At 34.4% G+C, this 22714-nt stretch carries 17 protein-coding genes and 1 pseudogene; 11 read left to right on the top strand and 7 right to left on the bottom strand.

The genetic code is table 11. The features are described from left to right. Nucleotides 1-240: 240 nt before the first annotated feature. Nucleotides 241-1593 carry a sensor histidine kinase gene (locus Bccel_RS15210; protein ID WP_050753505.1) on the bottom strand — a complete coding sequence of 451 codons (1353 nt, stop codon included), beginning with the start codon at nt 1591-1593 and terminating at the stop codon, nt 241-243. A 324-nt stretch (nt 1594-1917) separates the two neighbouring features. On the opposite strand from Bccel_RS15210, the gene Bccel_RS15205 reads away from it, so the two are divergent. Next, entirely contained in the window at nt 1918-2868 is a 951-nt protein-coding gene (locus Bccel_RS15205; RefSeq protein ID WP_050753504.1) for an NAD-dependent epimerase/dehydratase family protein, read from the top strand. Between the two features lie 105 nt (nt 2869-2973). Here Bccel_RS15205 and Bccel_RS15200 read toward each other — a convergent pair whose 3' ends face one another. From Bccel_RS15200 to Bccel_RS15185, 4 genes are all read right to left on the bottom strand, one after another. Continuing rightward, nucleotides 2974-4044 (bottom strand): undecaprenyldiphospho-muramoylpentapeptide beta-N-acetylglucosaminyltransferase, encoded by a 1071-nt coding sequence (locus tag Bccel_RS15200; protein ID WP_152966026.1) that lies wholly within the window; start codon nt 4042-4044, stop codon nt 2974-2976. A gap of 164 nt (nt 4045-4208) precedes the next feature. Then, the gene (locus Bccel_RS15195; protein ID WP_036942077.1) at nt 4209-5186 is read right to left on the bottom strand and encodes a diaminopimelate dehydrogenase; all 978 of its coding nucleotides are present in this window, start codon (nt 5184-5186) and stop codon (nt 4209-4211) included. 220 nt (nt 5187-5406) lie between these two features. Beyond that, complete coding sequence (locus Bccel_RS15190) at nt 5407-6714, bottom strand: deoxyguanosinetriphosphate triphosphohydrolase family protein (protein WP_036942074.1); 1308 nt, start codon at nt 6712-6714, stop codon at nt 5407-5409. A gap of 223 nt (nt 6715-6937) precedes the next feature. Beyond that, nucleotides 6938-7357, bottom strand: coding sequence for a carbohydrate-binding protein (locus Bccel_RS15185; RefSeq protein ID WP_081926930.1), 420 nt, complete (start codon nt 7355-7357; stop codon nt 6938-6940). A 255-nt stretch (nt 7358-7612) separates the two neighbouring features. Here Bccel_RS15185 and Bccel_RS15180 point away from each other — a divergent pair. The 3 genes and pseudogenes from Bccel_RS15180 (at nt 7613) to Bccel_RS31580 (ending at nt 8953) form a co-directional block, all read left to right on the top strand. Next, a pseudogene (locus Bccel_RS15180) lies at nt 7613-8326 on the top strand (AraC family transcriptional regulator). A gap of 73 nt (nt 8327-8399) precedes the next feature. Then, nucleotides 8400-8738 (top strand): alpha/beta fold hydrolase, encoded by a 339-nt coding sequence (locus Bccel_RS31585; protein ID WP_242853127.1) that lies wholly within the window; start codon nt 8400-8402, stop codon nt 8736-8738. Beyond that, nucleotides 8705-8953 carry an alpha/beta fold hydrolase gene (locus Bccel_RS31580; RefSeq protein WP_242853125.1) on the top strand — a complete coding sequence of 83 codons (249 nt, stop codon included), beginning with the start codon at nt 8705-8707 and terminating at the stop codon, nt 8951-8953. Before Bccel_RS31585 ends, Bccel_RS31580 begins: the two co-directional genes overlap by 34 nt. Here Bccel_RS31580 and Bccel_RS15175 read toward each other — a convergent pair. Together Bccel_RS15175 and Bccel_RS15170 are read right to left on the bottom strand one after the other, a co-directional pair. Next, nucleotides 8918-10111, bottom strand: a complete 1194-nt coding sequence (locus Bccel_RS15175; RefSeq protein ID WP_036942071.1) for an aldo/keto reductase — start codon at nt 10109-10111, stop codon at nt 8918-8920. The two genes, Bccel_RS31580 and Bccel_RS15175, sit on opposite strands and share 36 nt — an antisense overlap. Before the next feature lie 178 nt (nt 10112-10289). Then, complete coding sequence (locus tag Bccel_RS15170) at nt 10290-11546, bottom strand: hypothetical protein (protein ID WP_036942069.1); 1257 nt, start codon at nt 11544-11546, stop codon at nt 10290-10292. 714 nt (nt 11547-12260) lie between these two features. Between Bccel_RS15170 and Bccel_RS15160 the strand changes: the two genes are divergently transcribed. From Bccel_RS15160 to Bccel_RS15130, 7 genes are all read left to right on the top strand, one after another. Next, entirely contained in the window at nt 12261-14615 is a 2355-nt protein-coding gene (locus Bccel_RS15160) for a right-handed parallel beta-helix repeat-containing protein (protein WP_036942062.1), read from the top strand. Between the two features lie 227 nt (nt 14616-14842). Beyond that, entirely contained in the window at nt 14843-15370 is a 528-nt protein-coding gene (locus Bccel_RS15155; RefSeq protein WP_242857019.1) for a CDP-archaeol synthase, read from the top strand. Between the two features lie 11 nt (nt 15371-15381). Next, complete coding sequence (locus Bccel_RS32120; protein WP_036942058.1) at nt 15382-17892, top strand: PEP/pyruvate-binding domain-containing protein; 2511 nt, start codon at nt 15382-15384, stop codon at nt 17890-17892. 2 nt (nt 17893-17894) lie between these two features. Then, nucleotides 17895-18509, top strand: coding sequence for a CDP-alcohol phosphatidyltransferase family protein (locus Bccel_RS15145; RefSeq protein ID WP_036942057.1), 615 nt, complete (start codon nt 17895-17897; stop codon nt 18507-18509). Between the two features lie 12 nt (nt 18510-18521). After that, the gene (locus Bccel_RS15140) at nt 18522-19397 is read left to right on the top strand and encodes a phosphatidylserine decarboxylase (RefSeq protein WP_036942055.1); all 876 of its coding nucleotides are present in this window, start codon (nt 18522-18524) and stop codon (nt 19395-19397) included. After that, nucleotides 19391-20290: a UbiA family prenyltransferase gene (locus Bccel_RS15135; RefSeq protein ID WP_036942052.1), complete on the top strand. Its 900-nt coding sequence runs from the start codon at nt 19391-19393 to the stop codon at nt 20288-20290. The genes Bccel_RS15140 and Bccel_RS15135 overlap by 7 nt, the downstream gene beginning before the upstream one ends. Next, nucleotides 20290-22710, top strand: a complete 2421-nt coding sequence (locus Bccel_RS15130; protein ID WP_050753503.1) for a phosphoenolpyruvate synthase — start codon at nt 20290-20292, stop codon at nt 22708-22710. Before Bccel_RS15135 ends, Bccel_RS15130 begins: the two co-directional genes overlap by 1 nt. Nucleotides 22711-22714: the final 4 nt, after the last annotated feature.

Genomic DNA, 22714 nt, shown 5'->3' with positions numbered 1-22714 from the left:
CTTATTTATTTGTTTATGTATATGGCAAGTAAGGTAATGCCCTAATATATGGCAGGTTTTCCTTGCTCATGCCTGTCAAAAGCAATTACTTCAAATCCATGTTTTTTAGTAGCTCGGCACAACATTTATTCCGTCAATGGAGCCGCATGATCACGCCAAAAATCATCAATGCACCATTTTTTGTGTATATCAAGCTGCAAGCGAGACTTTAACTGAAGTTACTAAAGAAATCATAGTTAATTACATAGAAGCCGTAGGAAGAATAACATAGAATGATGTTCCTTGATCCGATGATTCAAACCTCATATCTCCACCAAATTTTCCTTTAATAGCTGAATAAGACATATATAAACCCATTCCGGTACCGTTTTTTCCTTTAGAAGTTATCATTTGATTAAAAATTTTGTATTTTACAAAATCGGGTATTCCGCTTCCATAGTCTTTAACACAGAGTTCTATGAATTTTTCTTCCTGGTTTATAATTAAGTCTATTTCACCAGTTTGATCATTATAAGCATGTATTGAGTTTTGAATTAAATTATTGATAACCTGCAGAAGTGTGACTATTTCACCTTTAACTTTTATATCTTCATGAATTTCATTTTTTATATTTAATTTGCATTTACTGGCTTTTATACTATGACTCATAAGTAAATTAATCCTATTTATTAGATCTTCAATCGAAAATGCACTATCGGAAATTAATTCGTTTGTATTAAGTTGAGTAGCCTGTTCTTTTACTGTATCGATAATATCGGTCATGTATTCAAGGTGTGGATAAATCTTTCTCAACCATTCTTTCATATCAGCTGCAATGGCAAAGTGGTCAGATTTTTCGACATTAGGATCATTAATTGATACATTGTATTCATCTATTAAATCATTAAGTGCTACAAGTGGACCTGATATTGACATAATTGGAGTCTTTAAATTATGAGCAATACCACCGATCATTTGTCCAAGTCCCGATAGCCTATCCTTATGAATTAGTTTTTCTTGAGCTTTTTTCAGATCGGATAGAGCTTTTTCAACTTTTTTGTTCAAAAGTTTTAATTCCTCATTATGGCCAATATAAGTTACAATTGCTTTTACACCAAAAGACAAAATTAATCCAGCAATAAATAAACAAAACATATAGGAATAGAATTGCTCTTGATTAAACACCGGAAAAAATTCGCTTGAAGATATTATATACATGGCTTCATTAACAAATAGTGAAATTGCTGTTACAAATAACAAATATGCATAGTCTGCATATAAACTTGCTGTTACTAAAGCTAAAAAGCCTAAATATGTATTATCGATCGTACCACTCTGTAAATATACAGAAAAAGGTACTGATGCATAACCTACGATTATGTATAAATACTTCTTTATATTGTATTTGATATATTTAGATAAGAATATAAACAATATGCTTACTATATCAAAAATTAAAAGTAATGCCATATAGACTTTGTATGAATTATTTATGTTTTTTGAAAACGGCAATAGTGCAAGACCAAAAATAAATACGGTTAATAAAACGATACATAAATACAGGTTATTCTTTTTATGTAAAATAATAATACTACTTGATGTCTTGTTTACCATAGCATATCTCCCTAGTGAGCCTGAATATATACATTTAATATCGTCATTTACTAATATTTTTTGATATCAATTTAAAATAATGAAGAATTGAATTGATATTCATAAGAAATCTATAGAACTGATGATAAAATTATTGGATATTATTTAGCTTTTTTGCTATTATAAAAAAGAAAAACTTAATAAAGATAATATATGATTGTAATAATATAATAATACTCCTGTAAACAATTGATAACCTTTATTAATATTTTAAATGATATAATCCAAATGGCACCAAATAGAATATAGTAGAATTAGGGTTCAATTAATGATATGGAGACTTTTATGGATAAAATTTTGATAACCGGTGGAGCCGGCTTTATTGGAAGCCACCTTGCAGAACAGCTGATAAGTAAAGATTATAAGGTTACGGTTTATGATATAAAACCCAATAGAAATAAAAATGTAAATTATGTTTTTGGCGATATTATGGATTATGACAGGCTGAAATGTGCTATGGAAGGGCATAAAACCGTATGCCATTTAGCTGCAATGGTAGGAGTTACAGCATGCCTTATGGATGAAAATCAAGTCTATAGGATAAACCTTGAAGGGACAAAAAATGTAATAAGGGCGTGCAGAGAAGCTGGAGTTAAGAATCTGCTTTTCACTTCCTCTTCTGAGGTATATGGAGAGGGAAGCCCTGTTAAGATACTGGATGAAACTATGGAGTTAAAGCCTATCACCCATTACGGTAAATCCAAAATGTATTCCGAGTGGCTTATGAAGGAGTTCTCAGAGGAATCTGATGTAAAGGTCACAGTCTTAAGGTATTGTAATATATATGGTATTGGACAGAGAAAAGAGTTCGTCGTATCAATATTTATTGATAGCATATTAAAGGGCAGGCCTGTTAAAATCTGTGGAACAGGTGATCAGCTAAGGAGTTTCACTTATGTGGATGATGCTGTTGAAGGAACCATAAAGGCACTTTTTAGAGACCAGACTGGGTTTGAGGTGTTTAACATAGGATCATCCAGCAATATACAGATTAAGGAGCTTGCTAATAAAATTTTGGAATTTACTAATTCAGGAAGGATAGAGTATGTTTCTTATGAGGATTTAGACAGGATTAAAGAATGTGAAATACTCTATAGAATACCCTCTATTGAAAAGGCTAGAAAGTATTTGGGATACGCTGATTCAACTACGCTGGATAAAGGCCTTGCTATTACATATGATTATTATAATAGTATCAATAAGGAGGACAGCTTTCAGGAAGTAATGTATCCATAATTTACCTATGGAGTCCTTTTATTTATGACCAGCAAATTATAGCGTATACAACACCACAATTTCTCACGACAACAATTATGGTAACAAAATCACTTCGTGATTTTGTTACTTTCCTTTATAGTAGGTGCTTATAAGATTAATAATTTCCGCTGTTCCATCTGGAAATTTATACTTGCTTATGTTATTGATGTATGTATCTTTATTTTTAAACAAATCCTTGATTTTATCGAGAAATACTTGGTTACTTAAGTTGTTTTCAGTGATCATTTGGCTAAGGCCATTATTTACAGCAAATTCTGCATTTAATATCTGTTCGCCTCTGCTTGCTGCGGTTGAAAGGGGTATAAAAAGACATACCTTTCTTAGTGTGAGTAGTTCAAATACAGAGTTTGTACCAGCCCTGGAAATTACTATATCGGATATGGAAAAAATATGGGGCAGTTCCTCAGTTACAAATTCAAACTGCTTATATCCTTTAAGTTCCTGTAGTGAATTATCTACATTACCTTTTCCGCAGATATGTACAACCTGATAATCTTTCAAAAGCTCCGGCAAAATATTTCTAAGGCTTTTGTTTACATTAAGAGAGCCAAGGCTTCCACCCATGACAAGGATTACCGGGGTTGAATTTGTAAAACCACATAATTCATAACCCAAAGCCTTATTTCCAGAAAACACTTCTCTGCGTATAGGTAACCCTGTATAGACGGCTTTATTTTGAGGTAAGTATTTTGCTGTATTGACAAATGCAGTACATATTTTTTTGACAAAGGGAACGCAAAGTTTATTGGCAAGTCCTACAGTTATATCGCCTTCATGTGTTATGGAAGGAACTCTATTTAACCATGCAGCAATAATTACTGGTACAGCTACAAACCCTCCCTTTGAAAATACAATTGAGGGCTTTATTTTAATCATCAGATATATGGATTGAAATATTCCTATTAAGACGTTAAAAGGGTCCAAGAAATTTTTAATATCAAAATAACGCCTCAACTTGCCAGTTCTGATAGGATGGTATTTTATGTTTGCTTTATTAATAAGGCTGCGTTCAATACCATTGTATGATCCTATATAATGGATTTCCCAGTCAAGCTTTGAAAGATCGTCTATTATAGCAAGATTTGGCATAACATGACCAGCAGTTCCGCCGCCGGTTAATACAATTCGCTTCATTCTGTTTATACTCCATCATCAACCACTTTATATAAAAATAAATTAATATTGATTTTTATGTAGTAAAATTATAAATTTACTTTCTTTATTTATAAACACTAAAGCCTGCCATTGTAAGTTTATAATAGCAGGCTTTAAATGTGCGTATAATATGCATATTTTAATTAAAGCAGTTCTTTTCTAAGTTGAGCTGCTGATTTTATTGACAAGTAACCAAGAGGTATATCAAACATTGTTTTTGCTCCGCTTTGTCCTTCGCTGCTTAAACGGTATGCAGCTCTGGCAGCAGCCACAAGTACACTAGCTGTGAATTCTGGATTGCTGTCGAGTTTAAGTGAAAATTCAATAATGTGCTTGGTATTTTCTCCTGTATTGCCGCTGCGAATGACAAATCCTCCATGAGGCATTGCAGAATGGTTCTTTTTTAATTCTTCTTCAGATATGAATGTTACCTTTGTTTCATAATCTGCAAAATAGTTTGGCATATTTTTAATTTCTTTTTCAATGGCAGCCTTGTCTGCTCCTTCTTCCACTACTACATAGCAATCCCTTAGATGCTTTTCTTTCGTAGTAAGATTTGGGTTTTCACCATTTCTTACTCTTTGAATGGCTTCATCTTTAGGAATAGTATATTGAACGCCACCCTTTACACCTTTTACTCGTCTAATAGCATCTGAGTGTCCCTGGCTAACGCCTCTGCCCCAAAATGTGTATTCAGTTCCCTGAGGTAATACAGCTTCAGCAAGCATTCTATTCATGGAAAATAGTCCGGGGTCCCAGCCAACTGAAATGATTCCGACCTTACCTGCAGCCTTTGAAGCCTGGTCAACAGCCTCAAAGTATTGAGGAATTTTAGCATGAGTGTCAAAACTATCAACTGTATTAAACATACGTGCAAAAACAGGGCCTTGCTCTGGCAAATCTGTTGCTGAGCCACCGCAAAGTATCATGACATCAATTTCATTTTTTAACTTTTCTGCATCTGAAACATGCATTACTTTAACAGATGAATCCTTTAATTTTATGTCCTCGGGTGCTCTTCTTGTAAATACATAAGTAAGCTTCATATCAGAATTTTGCTTAATTGCAAGCTCGACACCTTTGCCGAGGTTTCCATATCCAACAATACCAATTCGAATCATAAATTTAAAATACTCCTTTGCATTTAAAAAATTTATTTCTATGTCATTCTACTAGACAAATAATAAGATTTCAATAACTTTAGCTGAAAGTCAGTATAAAAATATGAAAATTTATATAATATTATCATAGGTGGCTTTAGATACCGAATACTACTGGTAAACTTAATTACATAAAAACGTCAGAGTAATATGTAATGGATAGTTAACCTTTGTTGATGTACTAAAAGAGACTACCTAGTGAATTATTGCCATAGAATTTTTTGTAAGTTGATATGGCATATGAATCCATCATACCTGCAATATAGTCAGCAATTAATCTAGTCTGAAGGGCACTTTCGTCTTCATCTATATCGTACCGATACATTATATCCTTAGCCCTATATTCAGGAGGTAAATACATTGGATGTTCCAAATACAATTTGAATAAATCCTTTATTATTCTTCCACCCATCTGCTCATAAAAATATACTTCATCATTATGATTAATGCATTGGAATGTCAGCCTTTTTAAACCGCTTGAGAGTTCGGCATATGTTGAAAACCCTATTTCTTTGTCCCAGGTAGTGTTTGTAACTGATTTCTTGTTTTCACAAGGCTTAACCAAATCAATGTCATGTATCAAATTATATATTATAGAAGAAACAAGTTCCTTACGGAACAGCTTTGAGTACTCGGAAGATTCAACCTTTTTTAACCCTTTAGAAGCATTGTCTCGGCAGCTGTTAACAATATCCTTAAACATATTAAAGGATTCGGTGTCACCGTATACAACTTCGTAATCATGCAATATTTCATCTATGTTAAATAATTTTTGCCTTAAACCATCCTCCAAATCGTGGGCTGCATATGCTATTTCATCAGCAATATCAACAATTTGAACATCAAGGGTTCTCACTTTTACCTGATATTCATCTATAAAATCCTTTAAAAATTGATAATCAGAATCATATATGAATTTCTGTTTGTTAAACCTATTATCATCTACAGAGATACTGTTGTCGAAACGGTTAAAGTATTTGGTAACGCTTAGCAATGTTCTGAATGTCAAATTTAAACCTCTGAAGTCAGGACGTTTTTTCTCTATGGTTGTAAGTATTCTAAGAGTCTGGGCATTTCCTTCAAAACCGCCTATTTTACAGCAGGCTTCATTAAGTACCCTTTCACCGTAATGGCCGAAGGGAGGATTCCCTAAATCATGGGACAATGCTCCAGCTTCAACTACATAGGTGTCGATTGCTGAGTATCCTATCCTTGCAGCTATGGAGCGGGCGATTTGTGCCACCTCAAGGCTGTGGGTTAAACGGTTGCGGAAAAATTGGTCATTTTTTATGCCTAGAAGCTGCATTTTTCCCTGTAATCTTCTAAATGAAGATGAATACATGATTCTTGTATAGTCCCTTTGAAAATCTCCATCAGTACGGTCACGAGAGTCTTCATCATATACTCTCCAACCAAGCGGCTCATATTGTAATGGACTTAAGTAAGTCATTTTCAATTTGTTTATAGTGTCTATATTCTTCTTAGGCATAATCTTTCTCCCTTATAATTATCAAATAGGACTAGGCAGATAAATAATTAATAATTACTAAATATTTGAAACAATATAATTCTAACTTATTTGATTCCAGGTTTCAATTAATATTGGGAAATTGAAATGTGTGTTTTTATATAGAGCACGAATTTATTGGCAGGGGTTGGATATATTAACCTCAAAATAGGTAGAAAAGGTAGCCATTACGGCTACCCTTTCTTTATTGGATATAAAAAGTATAGTTTTTTCCTGAATTGTTATCCCAGTTGTTTGCACTATCCTTAAAAGCAACGTTTAATTGCCCGTTTTCTTTTACAGGGATAGATAATTCATATACATGTTGGTTGGTAGTGCTCATAGGGTAAGTTGAGACATTGTCCCAGCTCTTGTTATCACCAAAGCCAACTACTGCAAATACTTCTTTTGAACCACTTTTTGCAAGCAGTCCATCATAAGTGAGTTTTATCTCATCTCCTACAGTTGAAAACGAAACACCTTTTGCATATTCATCGTATACTATTTCATCTGCAAGCTCTACATTAAAACTTTCACATCCGCATTCATTACATCCGGATGATTTGCAATCAGTATTAACTACAGGTGCACTGCTTTTTCGTCCTAAAAAATCCAATATACCCATTACTATACCTCCCAACAGATTATATTTTTTAACCCAATATATTTTCTGCAGGATATTAAAAATTATCTTAAATAATAATGGAAGTTAATAAGATCAATACAAATAATGGACGATAATGGATGCAATTTGATAAAATTATGTATATTAGGCATGAATAAAAAACTACTTCCGCATTAGCAGCCGACATATTTGTGCCTTGAAAGTCGGAGAAAATTATTCCGTTTTATTTATTATTGTATTGAAAGGGTTGATATATTGGGCTGGCTTGAACGTATGAATAAAGCGATGAGTTACATAGAGGAAAACTTATCCAATAAAATTGACTTGAAAGAAGTGGCAAAACTGGCGTGTTGTTCATCGTATCATTTTCCAAGAATGTTTTCTTCAATAGCGGGAATATCTTTGTCAGAATACATAAGACGAAGACGATTATCTCTTGCGGCATTTGAACTTCAAAGCACCAATGTCCGAGTGATAGATGTTGCTTTAAAATATGGCTATGATTCTCCCGATTCATTTGCACGTGCTTTTTATAATCTTCATGGAGTTAAGCCGACAGCGGCTCGTTTAAGAGGAATACAATTAAAAGCTTATCCCAAAATGTCCTTTCAAATTACAATAAAGGGAGAGACTGAAATGGAGTACAGGATTGAAGAATTAGATTTTGAGTTTTTGGTTGTTGGAATAAAAGAGCCTGTAGTAACAGAGGATGCATTTAAAATTATACCGGAATTGTGGAGGAAAGCCAGTGAGAATGGATTTAGCTGGAATGGAAAAAATGATAATACCTAAGAGTACTACATGGGCAGTGTTTCCTAATGTAGTGGAAGCTTGGAAACGGTTATACATAGAGTGGTTACCTACATCTGGCTATGAGTTGGAGGATTTGCCGTGTATTGAGTGTTATTATGCACCAGGGCATAATCCAGGGGAGGACTATGGGTTCCAATTAAAATTAATAGATCCTAGAAGGGAGGAAAATATTTTGAACAACATTAAAAGTGATTATTTGAATATCAACAACGGCAGATTATCCTATTCTGTGAAGGGAGAAGGAGAACCATTAATCCTGATTCACGGTAATTTTAATGATTCGAGGATATGGGATTACCAAGTGGATTATTTTTCAGATTATTACAAAGTAATATGGTATGACCAAAGAGGATATGGCAAATCTGATACTCCTACATCTGTTTTTTCTCATTATGAGGATTTAAAAGCATTATTTGACCAATTGGGTTCTGGGAATACTTTTTTCCGCCTGAACATAGGCAGGAAGCCAGGGAAAAGGTCTTTGAGACTGTTAGAACACAAAAGAATTTTTACAGTTGGAACTTTAAACTGGCTATGCCTCATAAACCTCTTGCCAGAAAGCGATTAAAAGTAATACATGTTCCTACTTTGATTGTAATTTCAGATAAGGACAAAGCATTTAATATAAATATTGCACAATATGTTTGTAAAAATATAAAAAACTCAAAAAAATTTGTTATGTCTGATTGTGGACACTTGCCATTTGTAGAAAAACCTCAGGAATTTAATAAATACGTACTGGATTTTCTATCTTTTTCTATTCAAAACCCTTCGTGCGATTGATGTTCCAAACCGATACCAAAATGGTTCCATCCTTTTTCGCACATCGACCAGGGCATCTCTTATTTTTATGTTTTGAGGGCAATGTGCCTCGCATTTGCCGCATTTACTGCAAAGACTCGCACCGCTTTGGCCATCCTCAGACATTGCACCGGAGCTTGTAATGTACATGGTCATTCCGGTGATTCTTCCTAAAGAATAAGAAGCATTGTATGCAGCAAAGCAGCTTGGTATATTAACATTTTTAGGACAAGGCATACAGTAGTTGCAGCCAGTACATGCTATTTTGTTGTATTTTTCAAAAATATCATTTGCCTTTTTCAAGGTTTTGTTTTCTTCGTTTGAAAGCATGAATGGATATGATGTATCTGCGATAAACAAATTCTCTTTTACTTGATCGCTTCCATTCATTCCGGATAGTACGACAGTGACCTCCGGCTGATTCCACAGCCATTTAAGAGCCCATGCTGCAGGGGATAGATCGGGATTGGCTTTTCTTAACATGTCAACTGCTTCCTTTGGCAGCCCGTTTGCAAGTTTCCCACCTAACAGCGGTTCCATAATTATAACGGCCATACCTTTTTCATGAGCTCTCTTAAGACCGGTTACACCAGCCTGAAAATTCTCGTTTGCATAATTATATTGGATTTGGCAAAAATCCCAATCATAAGCGTCGATTGTTTTTAAAAATTCATCTCTAATTCCATGAAATGAAAAACCAATCTGTTTTATCGATCCTTCAGCTTTTTTGGCCTTAATCCAATCTTCGACACCCAAATTGCATAGTTTTTCCCATTGTGATAAACTTGTTATGTTATGCATCAGATAGTAGTCTATAGTGTTGGTTTGCAGCCTTTCAAGCTGCTTGTTGAAAATCTGATCAAAATCTTGTGAGTTGCGTATATAAACTAAAGGAAGCTTTGTTGCTAAATAGATTTCTTCACGCAGTGAATTTTTTTTAAGAATGTTTCCTAGTGTTTCTTCGCTTGCACCATATATATATGCTGTATCAAAATAATTTACTCCCTGATCAATAGCTTGGAGAATAATACTTTCAGTTTTTTGTATATCAATGGAACCCCTGGCTCTGGGAAACCTCATACATCCAAAACCAAGTACAGATAGCTCATTTCCGGATTTGGGGTCAACACGGTATTTCATATTATCACGCTCCAATAGCTATTATTTATAAATCAATTGCAAGATAATAAATCCTATATCATCTATTATATCTTCATGTGTGATAACTTCAAGACAAATAAATTGATTCATAGAGAATTAATTTATTACTGGAGAGATGGTTTATGATATTATATTTGAAGGAAAATTTTTAACTTCTTTATTTTTTGTTTAAATCCAGTATACGGACACCGAAAGCATTATGAGACAAGAGGATACCTTTTATTGTATCAATTTGTTGTTCTTTGCATTCAATGATTAGCACAACCTCGGATACCCTCTTGTTTGTCCGCCAACTTGAATACTTTTTGGCAGCAACTATTTTAATAGCCAAGCCTATACCAAAGCCAACCACCAAACCTATTAATCCCCATATTATAGGCCCCCATGTAAGGATGAAGCCGTAAATTCCCCCAAAGAGTGTAAGGAATGAACCCAATATAAACGGCAAATCAAGGAAGCTTAGTCCATCAGAATGATGGAAAGTATCTATGAGTTTACTTTCCTGCCTTCTTATATCCATGGGAATTGCAAGAATATTTTCCTTTTCAATTCCTTTCATTTGAATTAAGGTAATTGCTTTTTCCAAATGGATTGAGTGCTCAAATGTTGAGATAATATACATATGTTTACTCCCGGTGTTTTTTATTAAAGGCATTTTAAAGGAGCTGTCTTGATAGTTTCTTTTTAAAAACTTTGCTTGCTCCCAATCAAATAACTTATTACTTTCTACGGTATTTATATAGGCATCATATATGGTGAAAAAATAAATTGAAGGTATATTTAGTGTCCACTGAGGATCTAAAACAGCCTTGGCCACCTCAAAATTACCCATAAATATATGATGTATTGCTGGAAGAAAGTTTGAATAATAGATTATTGCTATCCACCATATAAGAATGAAAAATGCAGTAACTATTCGATGAATCGATAACTGGCCTACTCCTGGCATTATAAATGACCATATGACAGATGACCAGGGTGCTTTTTTATCAAGATAATTTATCTCTATTGTGTCCATTTTAAAGGGCTTAACATCTGAATCTTCCCTTGCAGCTAGTATATATTGGTTATTTAAGTCTACGGTTGTACGGTAGCTGTCCCAAATAGCAAAAAGGAATGTTGGTACATAAAGCAGCATCCATTTTGTATCAAGAACCTCTTTTGCCTTGTCAAACTTGCCGGTAAAAGAGTACAAAATTCCTAGATTAATATGTCCCTGAATGTTGACGTATACTTCCCATGTAAATAAAAGAAAGCCACGTATATATTTTGAAAGCAACAAATGTCCGAAACCAGGGAACATAGCGGACCAAAAAGCCATTACAACTGGACTTCTCAAATGAAGTTGTGTAGTTCCGAACGAACTTACATAGGCTATATAACGCCTTGCAGTCGAATAATTCTTTAAACTCATTGCCGCACCACCTAATTGTCGTTGCTATAAAAGTATTATCTCCATACACTAGGAAATTATAAAGTTAATTTTAATTGTTCTATTTGTGGGGCATACTACTAAAAAGGTTATTGGAGAGGATGTATTTATATAGGCCATATTGCTTATTGGATAGTATATGTCATTTTTTTTATAAGTTTATTATCATTAATAATAACAAAAAGGTTTAAAATATTCGACTATATAATGTTTATCTCTATGGTTGCATTCGCAAAGATTATAGACCATATGCTAGGACTGGCTTTGGGGTTTTTCCATTATGTTGAATTAGGTAAAATTACGTACTTTTATGCATTTTTCTATGATATTACGGTTTATCCTACTATAGCGGTAATGTTTTGTAAATTGTTTCCTAGGGGTGTTGCTATAAGTAAATTGATTAAATATAACTTGTTTTGGATAATCTTTTCCTTTTTATTTGAGTCAATAATTGCATATCCATTTGGTATTATGATTTATACAGGATGGAAGATATTTCCCTTTTCTCTTTTGTTTTATTGTGGTGCCTATCCAGTTATTACCTGGTATAAACTTTTTTTAGAAAAGAAACTAGGCTTTGAGAAAAAGTAAAAACTGCCTTGCAGAATACTTTATTTCATTACCAAATTATGATATTATTAACTTAACGGTAGGGAAACAAGTGTTTGCATTTGTTTTGTTTAGGGGGATAAGCAAATGAAGAAGGCTATTGTTTTATCTTTTTTATTGATAACAATCTTTTCATCATTAACGTTAAATTGTATACAAATATTCTCAAAATCAGTATTAGCTTCTACAAATCCGGTTTCCGGTGCAGCAGATAATTCTTATGGTCATACAGTGTCAGGATATATAAGGCCGGCCTTCAATTTTAGTGATACTCAGGCTGCTGCTGTCTTGTCAGGCTTCAGGGTTGAATTAGAAGGTACAGGTTTAAGCTCCATAACAAATGAAAAGGGTTATTTTGAAATTAAAAGGGTACCAAGTAATGAGACATTTGTATATAGGATTAGTAAGTCGGGGTATCTGGAAAGAAAAATTTCAAATGTTACTGCAACGGAAAATATTGAGATGTTTCAACAATCTTCTCCGTTAGATATGTGGGCAGGTGATGTTCCTGTTAAAGGCATTCAGGATAATTCTATAAACATGATAGATGTTGTCGAGATTGCAAAGTTTTTTAATAAAACTTCTTCCGATTCAGGATTTCTAGCCATTGTTGATTTTAATAAGGATAATGCTGTTAATATTGCAGATGTCATCGTTTTAGCTAAAAGTTTCAATATGACATCAGAAGATTACCCAGATTATAAGAAATTTTATTTTGTATCACCGAAAGGAAGCGACAGTAATAACGGAAGTATTAATTCACCTTTTAAAACTCTTCAAAAAGCAGCATCAGTTCTAAATGCCGGTGATACTTGTTATATAAGGGAAGGAGTATATCATGAGGTATTGAAGCCTATTAAGTCTGGAACTGAAAAATTGCCTGTTACTTTTAAAGCAGTTCAAGGTGAGAATGTGGTTTTGAATTCATGTGATATTGTTTCAGACTGGTCATTATATTCAGAAAATGTATTTGTTGCAAATGTAGACCAGCCGGTAACTCAAGTATTTATAGACGGTGTAAATACAAATGAGGCACGTTTTCCCAATAGCGGAAATGACCTTTTTTCTCCCGAAACATTTGAAATAACCAGCATGAATGAAAAAGAAGTATTGTCAGATGAATTGAGCCAGCCCAAAGATACCTTTAATGGTGGAACTATTTGGGCTATGGTAGGAGATAGATGGATTTCTCAAGTTGGAAAGATTGCTTCATCTGAGGAAGGTAAGCTTTTAATTGAGGGAAACACTTGGGTGGATAATGTTGGTAAAGGCGTTGGATTTATTACCGGAGTAAAAGCTGCTCTTGATAAAGAAGGTGAATGGTACTATGATAATGGAAAAATATATCTGCAATTACAAAATTCCGATCATCCTAGTAATCATAAGATAGAAGTAAAAACAAGAAAGTGGACAATTGACCTATCTTCAAAAGAGTATATCAATATTAAGGATTTAAATACTTTTGGCGGGGCTGCCAATCTAAATCAATCAAATCACTGCATGCTGGACAATCTTTCAATGGAGTACTTATCCCATTTTACTTACATTGCAAGCGGCTCAAGCTGGCTCAGACATGATTGGACAAATATAAACTATGATGGAGTTGGGGTTGGAATATTCGGTTCTTACAATACTGTAAGCAATTGTAAAATTAATTGGAGTGCAGGTGATGGTATAACTTTATACGGATCAGATAATAGGGTGGAGAATTGCACTGTAAGCAATTGTAATTACAGTGGTACAGACTGTAATCCTATTACCGTTCATGGCAAGGGACATGTTATTACAAAAAACACTATATATAACGGGGGTAGAGGCCTCGTATCTTTAAATGCTGCAAAGAAGGTATTAGTAACATATAATCACTGCTACAATGCGGGCCTGATGAACTGGGATATTGGTGGAATTTATGCTTGGGGAGCTGAAGGAGAAGGAACAGAAATTGCCTACAACTGGATACATGATATTTATTCAGATGGGGTTTATAAGATTGGTAATGGAGTTTATATGGATAATTACTGCAAGGATTTTTACATCCATCATAACGTTATATGGAATTGCAGCTATAATGCTTTTAACTATTCAAGGCCAAGCAATAATATTTACTTCTATAACAATACAGCTTTTAATTCTGGAGATATTTCTTACAGTTATATTCCTGCAGGGACTGAAGATACCAGTTCTGGCAACAGGATGTATAATAATCTAGTTGGTTTTAATATTGGTGATTTTCCTGCACTTGAGAAGAAAAATAACCTGAAGGCAGATATTATGCCGCTATGCGACATTGAAAATTATGATTTCCAATTAACTGATAATGTAACACAAGCGATTGACTCGGGGGAAGTTATACGGGGTATTAATGACAACTATTTAGGTGAAGGGCCTGATATCGGAGCTTATGAAAAGGGCGGAGAATTCTGGAAGGCAGGAGCCAGATAGTTATATCTTTTGCAATATTTAGTCGAGTAAAAGGGGAAAAACTGCCTTGTGAGCTTTTTAGGTGGTACAGGGGGAAATAATTTGGTATAATATAATCGCGAAAATAATCCCTAAGCCGCAGAAAATTCGATAAATGGAATAATAGGAGAGAAGGGAAAAAACTGTTTATTAAATTGGCAGAAATGTACATAACTCTATTTCCTGTAATACTTGCAGGTATATTTAATATGATTTGGTGCAAATTGCCTGTGTGCAATTTTATGAAAAAGCCCATCGATGGCGGAGTTCTTGTATGGGACAAAAGAAGATTGTTTGGTGATAATAAAACCTGGAAGGGATTTATTGGAATGATTCTTGGAGGAGCTGTTCTTACAATTCTCTGGGGATTGATTTGTGAAACTAGTACATTTCTTACCGTACATAATTACATATATATAACAAGAGAAAACACTATCCTTTATAATGCTGTTATGGGTGTATTGTTTGGCATTGCATATGCTATTTTTGAACTCCCGAACAGTTTTATAAAAAGAAGAATGGATATTAAACCCGGTAAGACAACTGGGGGTTTTAAAAAAGTACTGTTTATTTTTATGGATCAGGCCGATTCAATATTTGGGTGTGTGTTAGTAGTTTGTATTGTTTATTCAATGTCAATACAATTCTACTTTGCCTATGTATTGGTTGGTGCATTAACACACATTATTTTAAACATGTTGCTGTATTTAGTTAAACTAAGGAAAAACATGTTTTAGGGGGATAAAGGATGCTTGTTAGTTTAAGCAGTTATGCTAAGGCGGACAAGGTAGGAAATAAAGCACAGTCGCTTATGAAGCTAAGGAATAATGGATTCTGTGTGCCTGATGGCTTTGTGCTTGATAGCGATACCTATGATGAAGTAATAAGAGAAAGTGGATTAGCCGGAAAAATAAATGAATTATCGTCTAAAATTAATAAGGATAATATAAGGACAATAAGTAGTGAAATTATAAAACTGTTTGATAAAATAGATCTTACCCATGATGTTATATCTGAAATATCCAAGCTTCTTCAAATTAAAAAATATGCGGTGCGTAGCAGCGGCCTGAAGGAAGACCTTGCAGGCTTTGCTTTTGCAGGACAATACCGTACTTTTTTAAATGTTGAAGGAATCGATGACATCTGCAAGTCAATTATAGGATGCTACAAGTCTATGTATACAGAGGGAGTATTATCTTATCTAATTGATAATGGGCTGGGTGTCAGCGACATGAAAATGGCAGTTGTCGTTCAGGAAATGGTTGAAGCAGATATAAGCGGCATAGCATTTACGGTAAATCCTTTAAGCGGCAATGATAAAGAAATTGTAGTGGAAGTAGCAGAAGGGCTTGGCGAAGAGATTGTAAGCGGCAAGGTAAATCCGGAATGCTATTTATATAACTGGTTTGATGATAAGGAAGTTTATGAAAAGACCAATAAGCTTTTGACAAGAGAAAAGTTTTTGAAGCTTGCAAAAAAGGCCTTGGATATTCAGATGCTATACGGATTTCCATGTGATATAGAGTTTGCTGTTAAGGATAATGAAATATATTTTGTCCAAGCCCGTGCCATAACAAAAATAATGTATTCAGGCATAAAGGATCAGTGGACAACTGCTGATTTTAAGGATGGCGGAGTATCAGCCAATGTCTGCACTCCCTATATGTGGAGCCTTTATGAATTCATTTGGGAATATACCCTTAAGAAGTTTGTGTTTGATTCAAAAATCCTCAACAAGAGTGAATGGCGTAAGGCTGGGGATATGTTTTTTGGACGTCCTTACTGGAATTTGAGTGTTGTAAAAACAGCCATGTCAAAGGTTCCTGGATATAAGGAAAGAGAATTTGATAATGATCTTGGTGTTATGCCCACTTATGAAGGTGATGGAAATGTTACAAAGATAACACCTAAAACCTTATTGGGAATACTCAGAATGGCTATAGCACAGAAGAAAATAGTAGCAGATAGAAGTAAAAATGCACAGAAACTTAAAACTGAGCTTTTAGATAAATATTTTAATTATATAAATAGTTTTAAGAATGAAGAAAAGCTTGATGATTTGGAATTTATATGGTACAAGCTTGTTAAGGAAGACTACCTCCTAAGTGAAAGTACGTATTTCTGGCAGATTTTCATTAATACAGTCAATCAGTCACTATTTAAGGATAATTTGCTTAAGTTTGTAAGCAGCGGAGAGTATTTTAATCTTATTGGAGGGCTTGATAACATATCTCATTTGCTTCCTTTTTACTATATGTGGGATATATCAAGAAAGATTATTGCAGATAAAAAAGCGTATGCCTTTTGGAGTGACAGTAAGGTATCGGTAATTAAAAAGGCATATGATGAAAACAGCAATGAAAACTATATACCAAAGCTTGCTGAGTTTATTAATTTGTATGGCTATCATTCAGAAAAAGAGCTTGATGTAACGTATCCATGTTACTGTGAAGATGTGGAAAGCGTTATTAAAATGTTTAAGGAAACAGTTGCATTAGATGACAGTCTAAGTCCAGAAAGTGACAGAAAACATCAGGTAGAGGTTTTTGAAAAACAGAAACAGAAGTTAAAAGAACAGCTTGGTAAAAAGAAATATTTGAAGGTTGAAAAAAGTATAGTTAAAATGCGAAGCATGTTATGGTGGAGAGAGGAATTCAGGGATATTTCCACAAGATTTTATTATATAATACGTATTTTCACAATGAAGCTTTCAAAAGCCTATGTTAAATCAGGAATCTTAAGCTGTGAAGATGACATTTGGTATACAAAGATAGAAGACGTTTTTGAATTTATTGACAGGAAAATTACCCAAGAGGATTTACGGAATATCATAGCAAGGAATAGAAAGTATTATCAGTCCTTCCAGAACTTCTTAAGTGAAAATGAAATTGGAGCTGCATTTAATATAGCTTCTATAAAAGGCAAAAAGATGTCCGGTGGGATAAAGGGAATCGGCTGCAATAATGGGACGGTGACAGGGCCTGCAAGAGTAATTAATAGTCTTGCAGAAATAGATCGCCTTCAAGTAGGAGATATCCTTGTGACAAGGTTTACCGACACTGGTTGGACAAGCAAATTTGCCATTCTAAAAGGAATTGTTACCGAATATGGCGGAATATTGTGCCATGCGGCCATTGTTTCGAGAGAATATGGAATTCCCTGCGTGGTATGTACCAATGATGCAACAAAGCTTATAAAAGACGGAAGTACAATAACGATAAACGGAACCACTGGAGAAATAACTGTAGAAAAGGAATAGTTATGTTTATAGGAAAATACAACAAATCAGTAATACTTACTTATATAGGTGTGGCACTAGCGGTCATGGGGATTTATTTTTCATTTACTCAAAATATCCCTTATGCAATGCTGTGCCTTGCAATCAGTGGGGTATGCGATCTTTTTGACGGGATGGTTGCAAGACACTGTAAACGAACAGAGGAAGAGAAATTGTTTGGGGTAGAAATAGATTCTCTTGCGGATATGATGGGGTTTGTAGCGTTACCGATAGCTTTATGCTGTGGAATAGGTTTAACTAAATGGTATAATGTGGTGATTTATATAGTGTATACATTAGCTGCTATATCAAGATTAGGCTACTTCAATATAGCTATCAAGGAATCAGGCACAGAATCGCCTGTCAAATATTATACCGGCTTACCGGTAACTTTTGCGGCCCTTATATTTACAACCTTCTGGTTTTTTAGTTTCATACTTAAAGCGAGTACTTTTGCAGCTATATATAGTTTATTGATGTTAATCATGGCATTGTTATACATACTTAAAATTAGAGTGCCAAAACCACGTGGAGTTGCTTATATAATTTTGGGTTTGGCTGCAATCGTAGTATGTTGTGCCATTATGCTTGTAGGGTAAAGGGAAAATTAAATGGGTGTAAATATCTATAATCGTGAGACTAGAAGCTTGTACCAGGAGAAGCAATTTAAGGACGGGCAGTTAAAGTTTTTATATAATACTATTTTAGGGCGGATTATTTTAAGAGTATTTATTTCAGGTAAATGGTATTCAAGGTATAATGCAAGGAAAAATGACAGCAGCAAGTCCATTGCAAAAATCCAGCCGTTTATAGCGGAATACGGAATTGATATGGCACAATACCAGAAAAGGGAATATAAGTCTTTCAATGATTTTTTCATAAGAACAATAATTCCCGAGAAAAGACCTATCCCCAGGGATGAAAGTATATTGCCTTCGATTGCGGATTCCAAGCTTATGTATTACAAAATTGAAAAAGACCTTAGCATTAAAATAAAAAATAGCATTTATACCGTTGAAGAACTCATACAGGATAGGGAACTTGCCGAGGAATACAGCGGCGGAATATGCCTTGTATTCCGGCTTACAGTGGATGATTATCATCACTATTGCTATTGTGATGACGGTAAAATGTTATTCAGTAAACACATTAGCGGCAGACTGCATACTGTAGGACCCATTTCTGCAAAAAGGCATAAGGTGTATTGTGAAAACAGCAGGGAGTACTCGGTCCTTGATACAAAACATTTTGGAAAAGTAGTGCAGATGGAAGTAGGTGGACTTTTAGTTGGCAAGATCGTTAACAATTTAAAAGCATCATTTAAAAAGGGTGAGGAAAAGGGCTGGTTTGAAATGGGAGGGTCCACAATAGTATTGCTTTTAAAAGAAACCGCAGTAAATATTGATGAGGACATAGTTTCAAATTCTGCTAAAGGTATAGAAACAAAAGTGAAGTACGGTGAGAGAATAGGGGAAAGAATATGCTAAAAAGACTTTCTATATACTTTAAAGAGATGTATCCCATAGTTCCAAGACTTATTCTTGGAACTATAATATTCCTTGAAATATATTTTATTCTGCTTTTAAACTATGGAATAACTGATTTCTCAATCGGAATAGCAGAATTTGTCGGAAGCTTTACCATTTTTAGCTTTCTACTTATGCTGCGAATTGCAGATGATTTCAAGGATTATGAAACAGACAAAAGATTATTCCCGGAAAGGCCTTTACCATCAGGACGTGTGCATAAAATTGACTTGAAAATATTTGTTACAATTTTGATCATAGTAACATGTATCTTGAATTTCATATTTATGAATAATATATGGTTTTTTCTCTTTTTATATGTATACGGCTGGCTGATGTCTGTTTGGTTTTTTAAAAAACATAAAATTCAAAAAAGCCTACCCTTAGCACTTGTTACGCATAACCCTGTACAATTGATTATGAATATATACATAATATCATTTACATGTATAAAGTATAATTTGTATCCATTTACTCTAACAAGTTTTCTTGTCGCATTTACTCTGTATTTTCCAGCACTTATATGGGAAATATCCCGTAAAATCCGTGCTCCAAAGGATGAGACGGAATATACTACATACTCAAAATTGTTTGGATATAAAAAGTCTACTAGATTTGTTCTTATACTGACATTGGTTGATATATTGACAAATTTCCTTCTGGTGTACAGGTTAAACAGAATAGCAATTGGTGTATTGTTCATAAATGTAGCGTGGATGACATGGAAGTTTATTTCATTTATGAAGGATCCTACTCAATATAAAATAGTAGATAAGGTTGAGAGATATACATATATACAGGAATCCACCATGATTCTGGTTGTAGTGGTTTATCTAATTGTGGGGTACATCTGATGAAAATGGTTACTCAGGATAATATTAAAAATTATATAGTGGGTAAAAAGGCACATAATTTGTTTTTGGCAAAGTCTTATGGAATTCCTGTGCCAGAACTTTTTGCTATTTCTCATAAAGACTTGGAAAGTAACGAAATGGCAAGCTGCGTTAATAAATATTTAGAAGAAAATTTTTCCGCGGAGCAGTTGTTTTCTGTTCGTTCTGCAGCATTATCGGAGGATGGGGCGGAAAACTCATTTGCCGGACAGTTTGATACATTTTTGAATGTGCCGGTTAATTTAGTGGTTGAAAAAATAAATAAATGCAGGGAGTCGGTCTATAGTGAAAATGTAGCCCTATACTGCAAGCAACAGGGCATAACAGAAGAAATATCCATGAGTGTCATTGTGCAGCGAATGGTTAATGGAGACTATTCAGGTGTAATGTTCACCGCCAATCCCCAGGGACTATTAAATGAATCGGTAATTGTAATTGGTGAGGGAAGCGGGGATGGTGTAGTTGAGGAAAAGGTTCCGACAACATCATACTATTATAATAATACAGACAGGTTGTACTATTATGAAAGTATGGAAGGCTCACCTGTAATAGGTAGGGAAGTAATTGAAGAGCTTATTGGCTATAGTGATAAATTAAAAGGGCTATTTGGAGAGTATTTAGATATTGAGTTCACAATTAAAAACGGACAAATCTATATACTTCAGATTAGACCCATAACAACCTTAAAGATTTTGAAAACCACTATTTTGGATAACAGCAATATTGTAGAAAGTTATCCCGGGATTACTCTGCCATTGACACAATCATTTATAGAGTTTGCATACTACAGTGTGTTTAAGGGTGTAGCTTTTAGATGCCTGAAAAATAAAAAAATGGTTGAAAAGTATGATTCGGTTTTTAGACAGATGGTGGGAAGTGCAAATGGAAGAGTCTATTATAAAATCAGTAACTGGTATACTGTGATAAAGTTTCTCCCCTTAAGCAAAAAAATTATTCCGATATGGCAGGAAATGATGGGTGTATCCAATAAGGAGCACGATGATGAAAAAAACAATATATCGGTAATTCAGCGGATAAGAGTATATTTTAACGCTATCTATGAAGCGTTTCATGTTCAAAAAGGTATGGAAAAGCTCAATGCCAGCTTTGACCGAATTGAAAAACTATTTTGTGAAAATTATCATGAAGATATGAAAAATAGGGAATTAGTAAATTTATATAATGCAATAGGCGATGCGGTATTAAAGGATTGGGATATTACCCTTTTAAATGACATGTACGGCTTCGTTTTTACAGCACTACTAAAAAGGAAACTAAAGCAAATTGGTATTAAAAACTACGAGCAGGAAACAAATCAGTATATTTCCGGAATAACCAATATCGAAAGCATGAAGCCTGTTAGAGAGCTGGTGGCATTAGCCAAAATGGCTGTTGATGAAGGATGGATAAAGAGACTTGAAGCTCTTCATAATGACCTTATGTTAAAAGAATTTATGGCATTAAACCAAAGTGACTTTACAAATAGATTTATTAATTATCTAAGGCTATATGGGGATAGGATGACAGAGGAACTGAAATTGGAAACTAAGACCTTCCGCTCTAATCCCAAGCTGTTGGTTGATAAAATAGTAGAGTATGGAAAAGACATAGAAAAACTAAATAATTTATACAATACTCTTAAATGTAAGGATACAAGGGTATCTGTCAAATTTTCAGACAATATTCCTAAGAGAAAGGTAAGATCTGTAGAAAGACTTAGCCGACGTGCAATGCAGGGAATTAAAAACCGTGAAATATCAAGACTTAACCGAAGCCGTATTTATGGGATGGTAAGGACTATATTCCTGACAATAGGAAGCAATATGGTAAAGGAAGGGTCATTGGAAAAAAAAGAAGACATATTTTATTTGAGAACAGAAGAGATATTTGATTACATAAAAGGCGGTCTGTATGATTTTCATTCTTTGGTGAGGGAAAGGATGGAAAAATATAAGCAGTTTGAGCAATTACCTCCGTATTCCAGACTAGTTTTTGCCGGAGATGAATTTAATAAAACTGTCAGAAAGGTAAACCAGGCTGAGAATAAACTATGGGATGAGACAATATTAACGGGTACACCTTGTTCCAACGGAGAAGCCAGAGGTGAAGTGCTTGTTATTGAAGATGTTACAAAGGCTAATGATGTAAAGGATAAAATACTTGTTACAAAAATGACTGACCCAGGTTGGGTTTTCTTTCTTACTCTCTCAAAGGGTATAATAGCTGAAAAAGGGTCGCTCTTATCTCATACTGCAATTATTTCGAGAGAATTAGGGATTCCATCTGTAGTCGGGATAAAAGGTATCACCCAAAAGCTAAAAACAGGTGATGTTGTTTATATGAACGGCAGTACCGGTGAGATTAGAATAGAAGGAAGGTAAGAGC

This window comes from Pseudobacteroides cellulosolvens ATCC 35603 = DSM 2933 (assembly GCF_001262605.1).
Taxonomy (GTDB): domain Bacteria; phylum Bacillota; class Clostridia; order Acetivibrionales; family DSM-2933; genus Pseudobacteroides; species Pseudobacteroides cellulosolvens.
Note: the sequence above shows the minus strand (reverse complement) of the source record. Positions and strands in the feature narration are given on the sequence as shown.

Bases quoted from the DNA above. Each gene is read 5' to 3' on its own strand.
- Bccel_RS15210 (WP_050753505.1), bottom strand. From the start codon at position 1,593: ATGGTAAACAAGACATCAAGTAGTATTATTATTTTACATAAAAAGAAT.
- Bccel_RS15205 (WP_050753504.1), top strand. From the start codon at position 1,918: ATGGATAAAATTTTGATAACCGGTGGAGCCGGCTTTATTGGAAGCCAC.
- Bccel_RS15200 (WP_152966026.1), bottom strand. From the start codon at position 4,044: ATGAAGCGAATTGTATTAACCGGCGGCGGAACTGCTGGTCATGTTATG.
- Bccel_RS15195 (WP_036942077.1), bottom strand. From the start codon at position 5,186: ATGATTCGAATTGGTATTGTTGGATATGGAAACCTCGGCAAAGGTGTC.
- Bccel_RS15190 (WP_036942074.1), bottom strand. From the start codon at position 6,714: ATGCCTAAGAAGAATATAGACACTATAAACAAATTGAAAATGACTTAC.
- Bccel_RS15185 (WP_081926930.1), bottom strand. From the start codon at position 7,357: ATGGGTATATTGGATTTTTTAGGACGAAAAAGCAGTGCACCTGTAGTT.
- Bccel_RS31580 (WP_242853125.1), top strand. From the start codon at position 8,705: ATGCCTCATAAACCTCTTGCCAGAAAGCGATTAAAAGTAATACATGTT.
- Bccel_RS15175 (WP_036942071.1), bottom strand. From the start codon at position 10,111: ATGAAATACCGTGTTGACCCCAAATCCGGAAATGAGCTATCTGTACTT.
- Bccel_RS15170 (WP_036942069.1), bottom strand. From the start codon at position 11,546: ATGAGTTTAAAGAATTATTCGACTGCAAGGCGTTATATAGCCTATGTA.
- Bccel_RS15160 (WP_036942062.1), top strand. From the start codon at position 12,261: ATGAAGAAGGCTATTGTTTTATCTTTTTTATTGATAACAATCTTTTCA.
- Bccel_RS15155 (WP_242857019.1), top strand. From the start codon at position 14,843: ATGATTTGGTGCAAATTGCCTGTGTGCAATTTTATGAAAAAGCCCATC.
- Bccel_RS32120 (WP_036942058.1), top strand. From the start codon at position 15,382: ATGCTTGTTAGTTTAAGCAGTTATGCTAAGGCGGACAAGGTAGGAAAT.
- Bccel_RS15145 (WP_036942057.1), top strand. From the start codon at position 17,895: ATGTTTATAGGAAAATACAACAAATCAGTAATACTTACTTATATAGGT.
- Bccel_RS15140 (WP_036942055.1), top strand. From the start codon at position 18,522: ATGGGTGTAAATATCTATAATCGTGAGACTAGAAGCTTGTACCAGGAG.
- Bccel_RS15135 (WP_036942052.1), top strand. From the start codon at position 19,391: ATGCTAAAAAGACTTTCTATATACTTTAAAGAGATGTATCCCATAGTT.
- Bccel_RS15130 (WP_050753503.1), top strand. From the start codon at position 20,290: ATGAAAATGGTTACTCAGGATAATATTAAAAATTATATAGTGGGTAAA.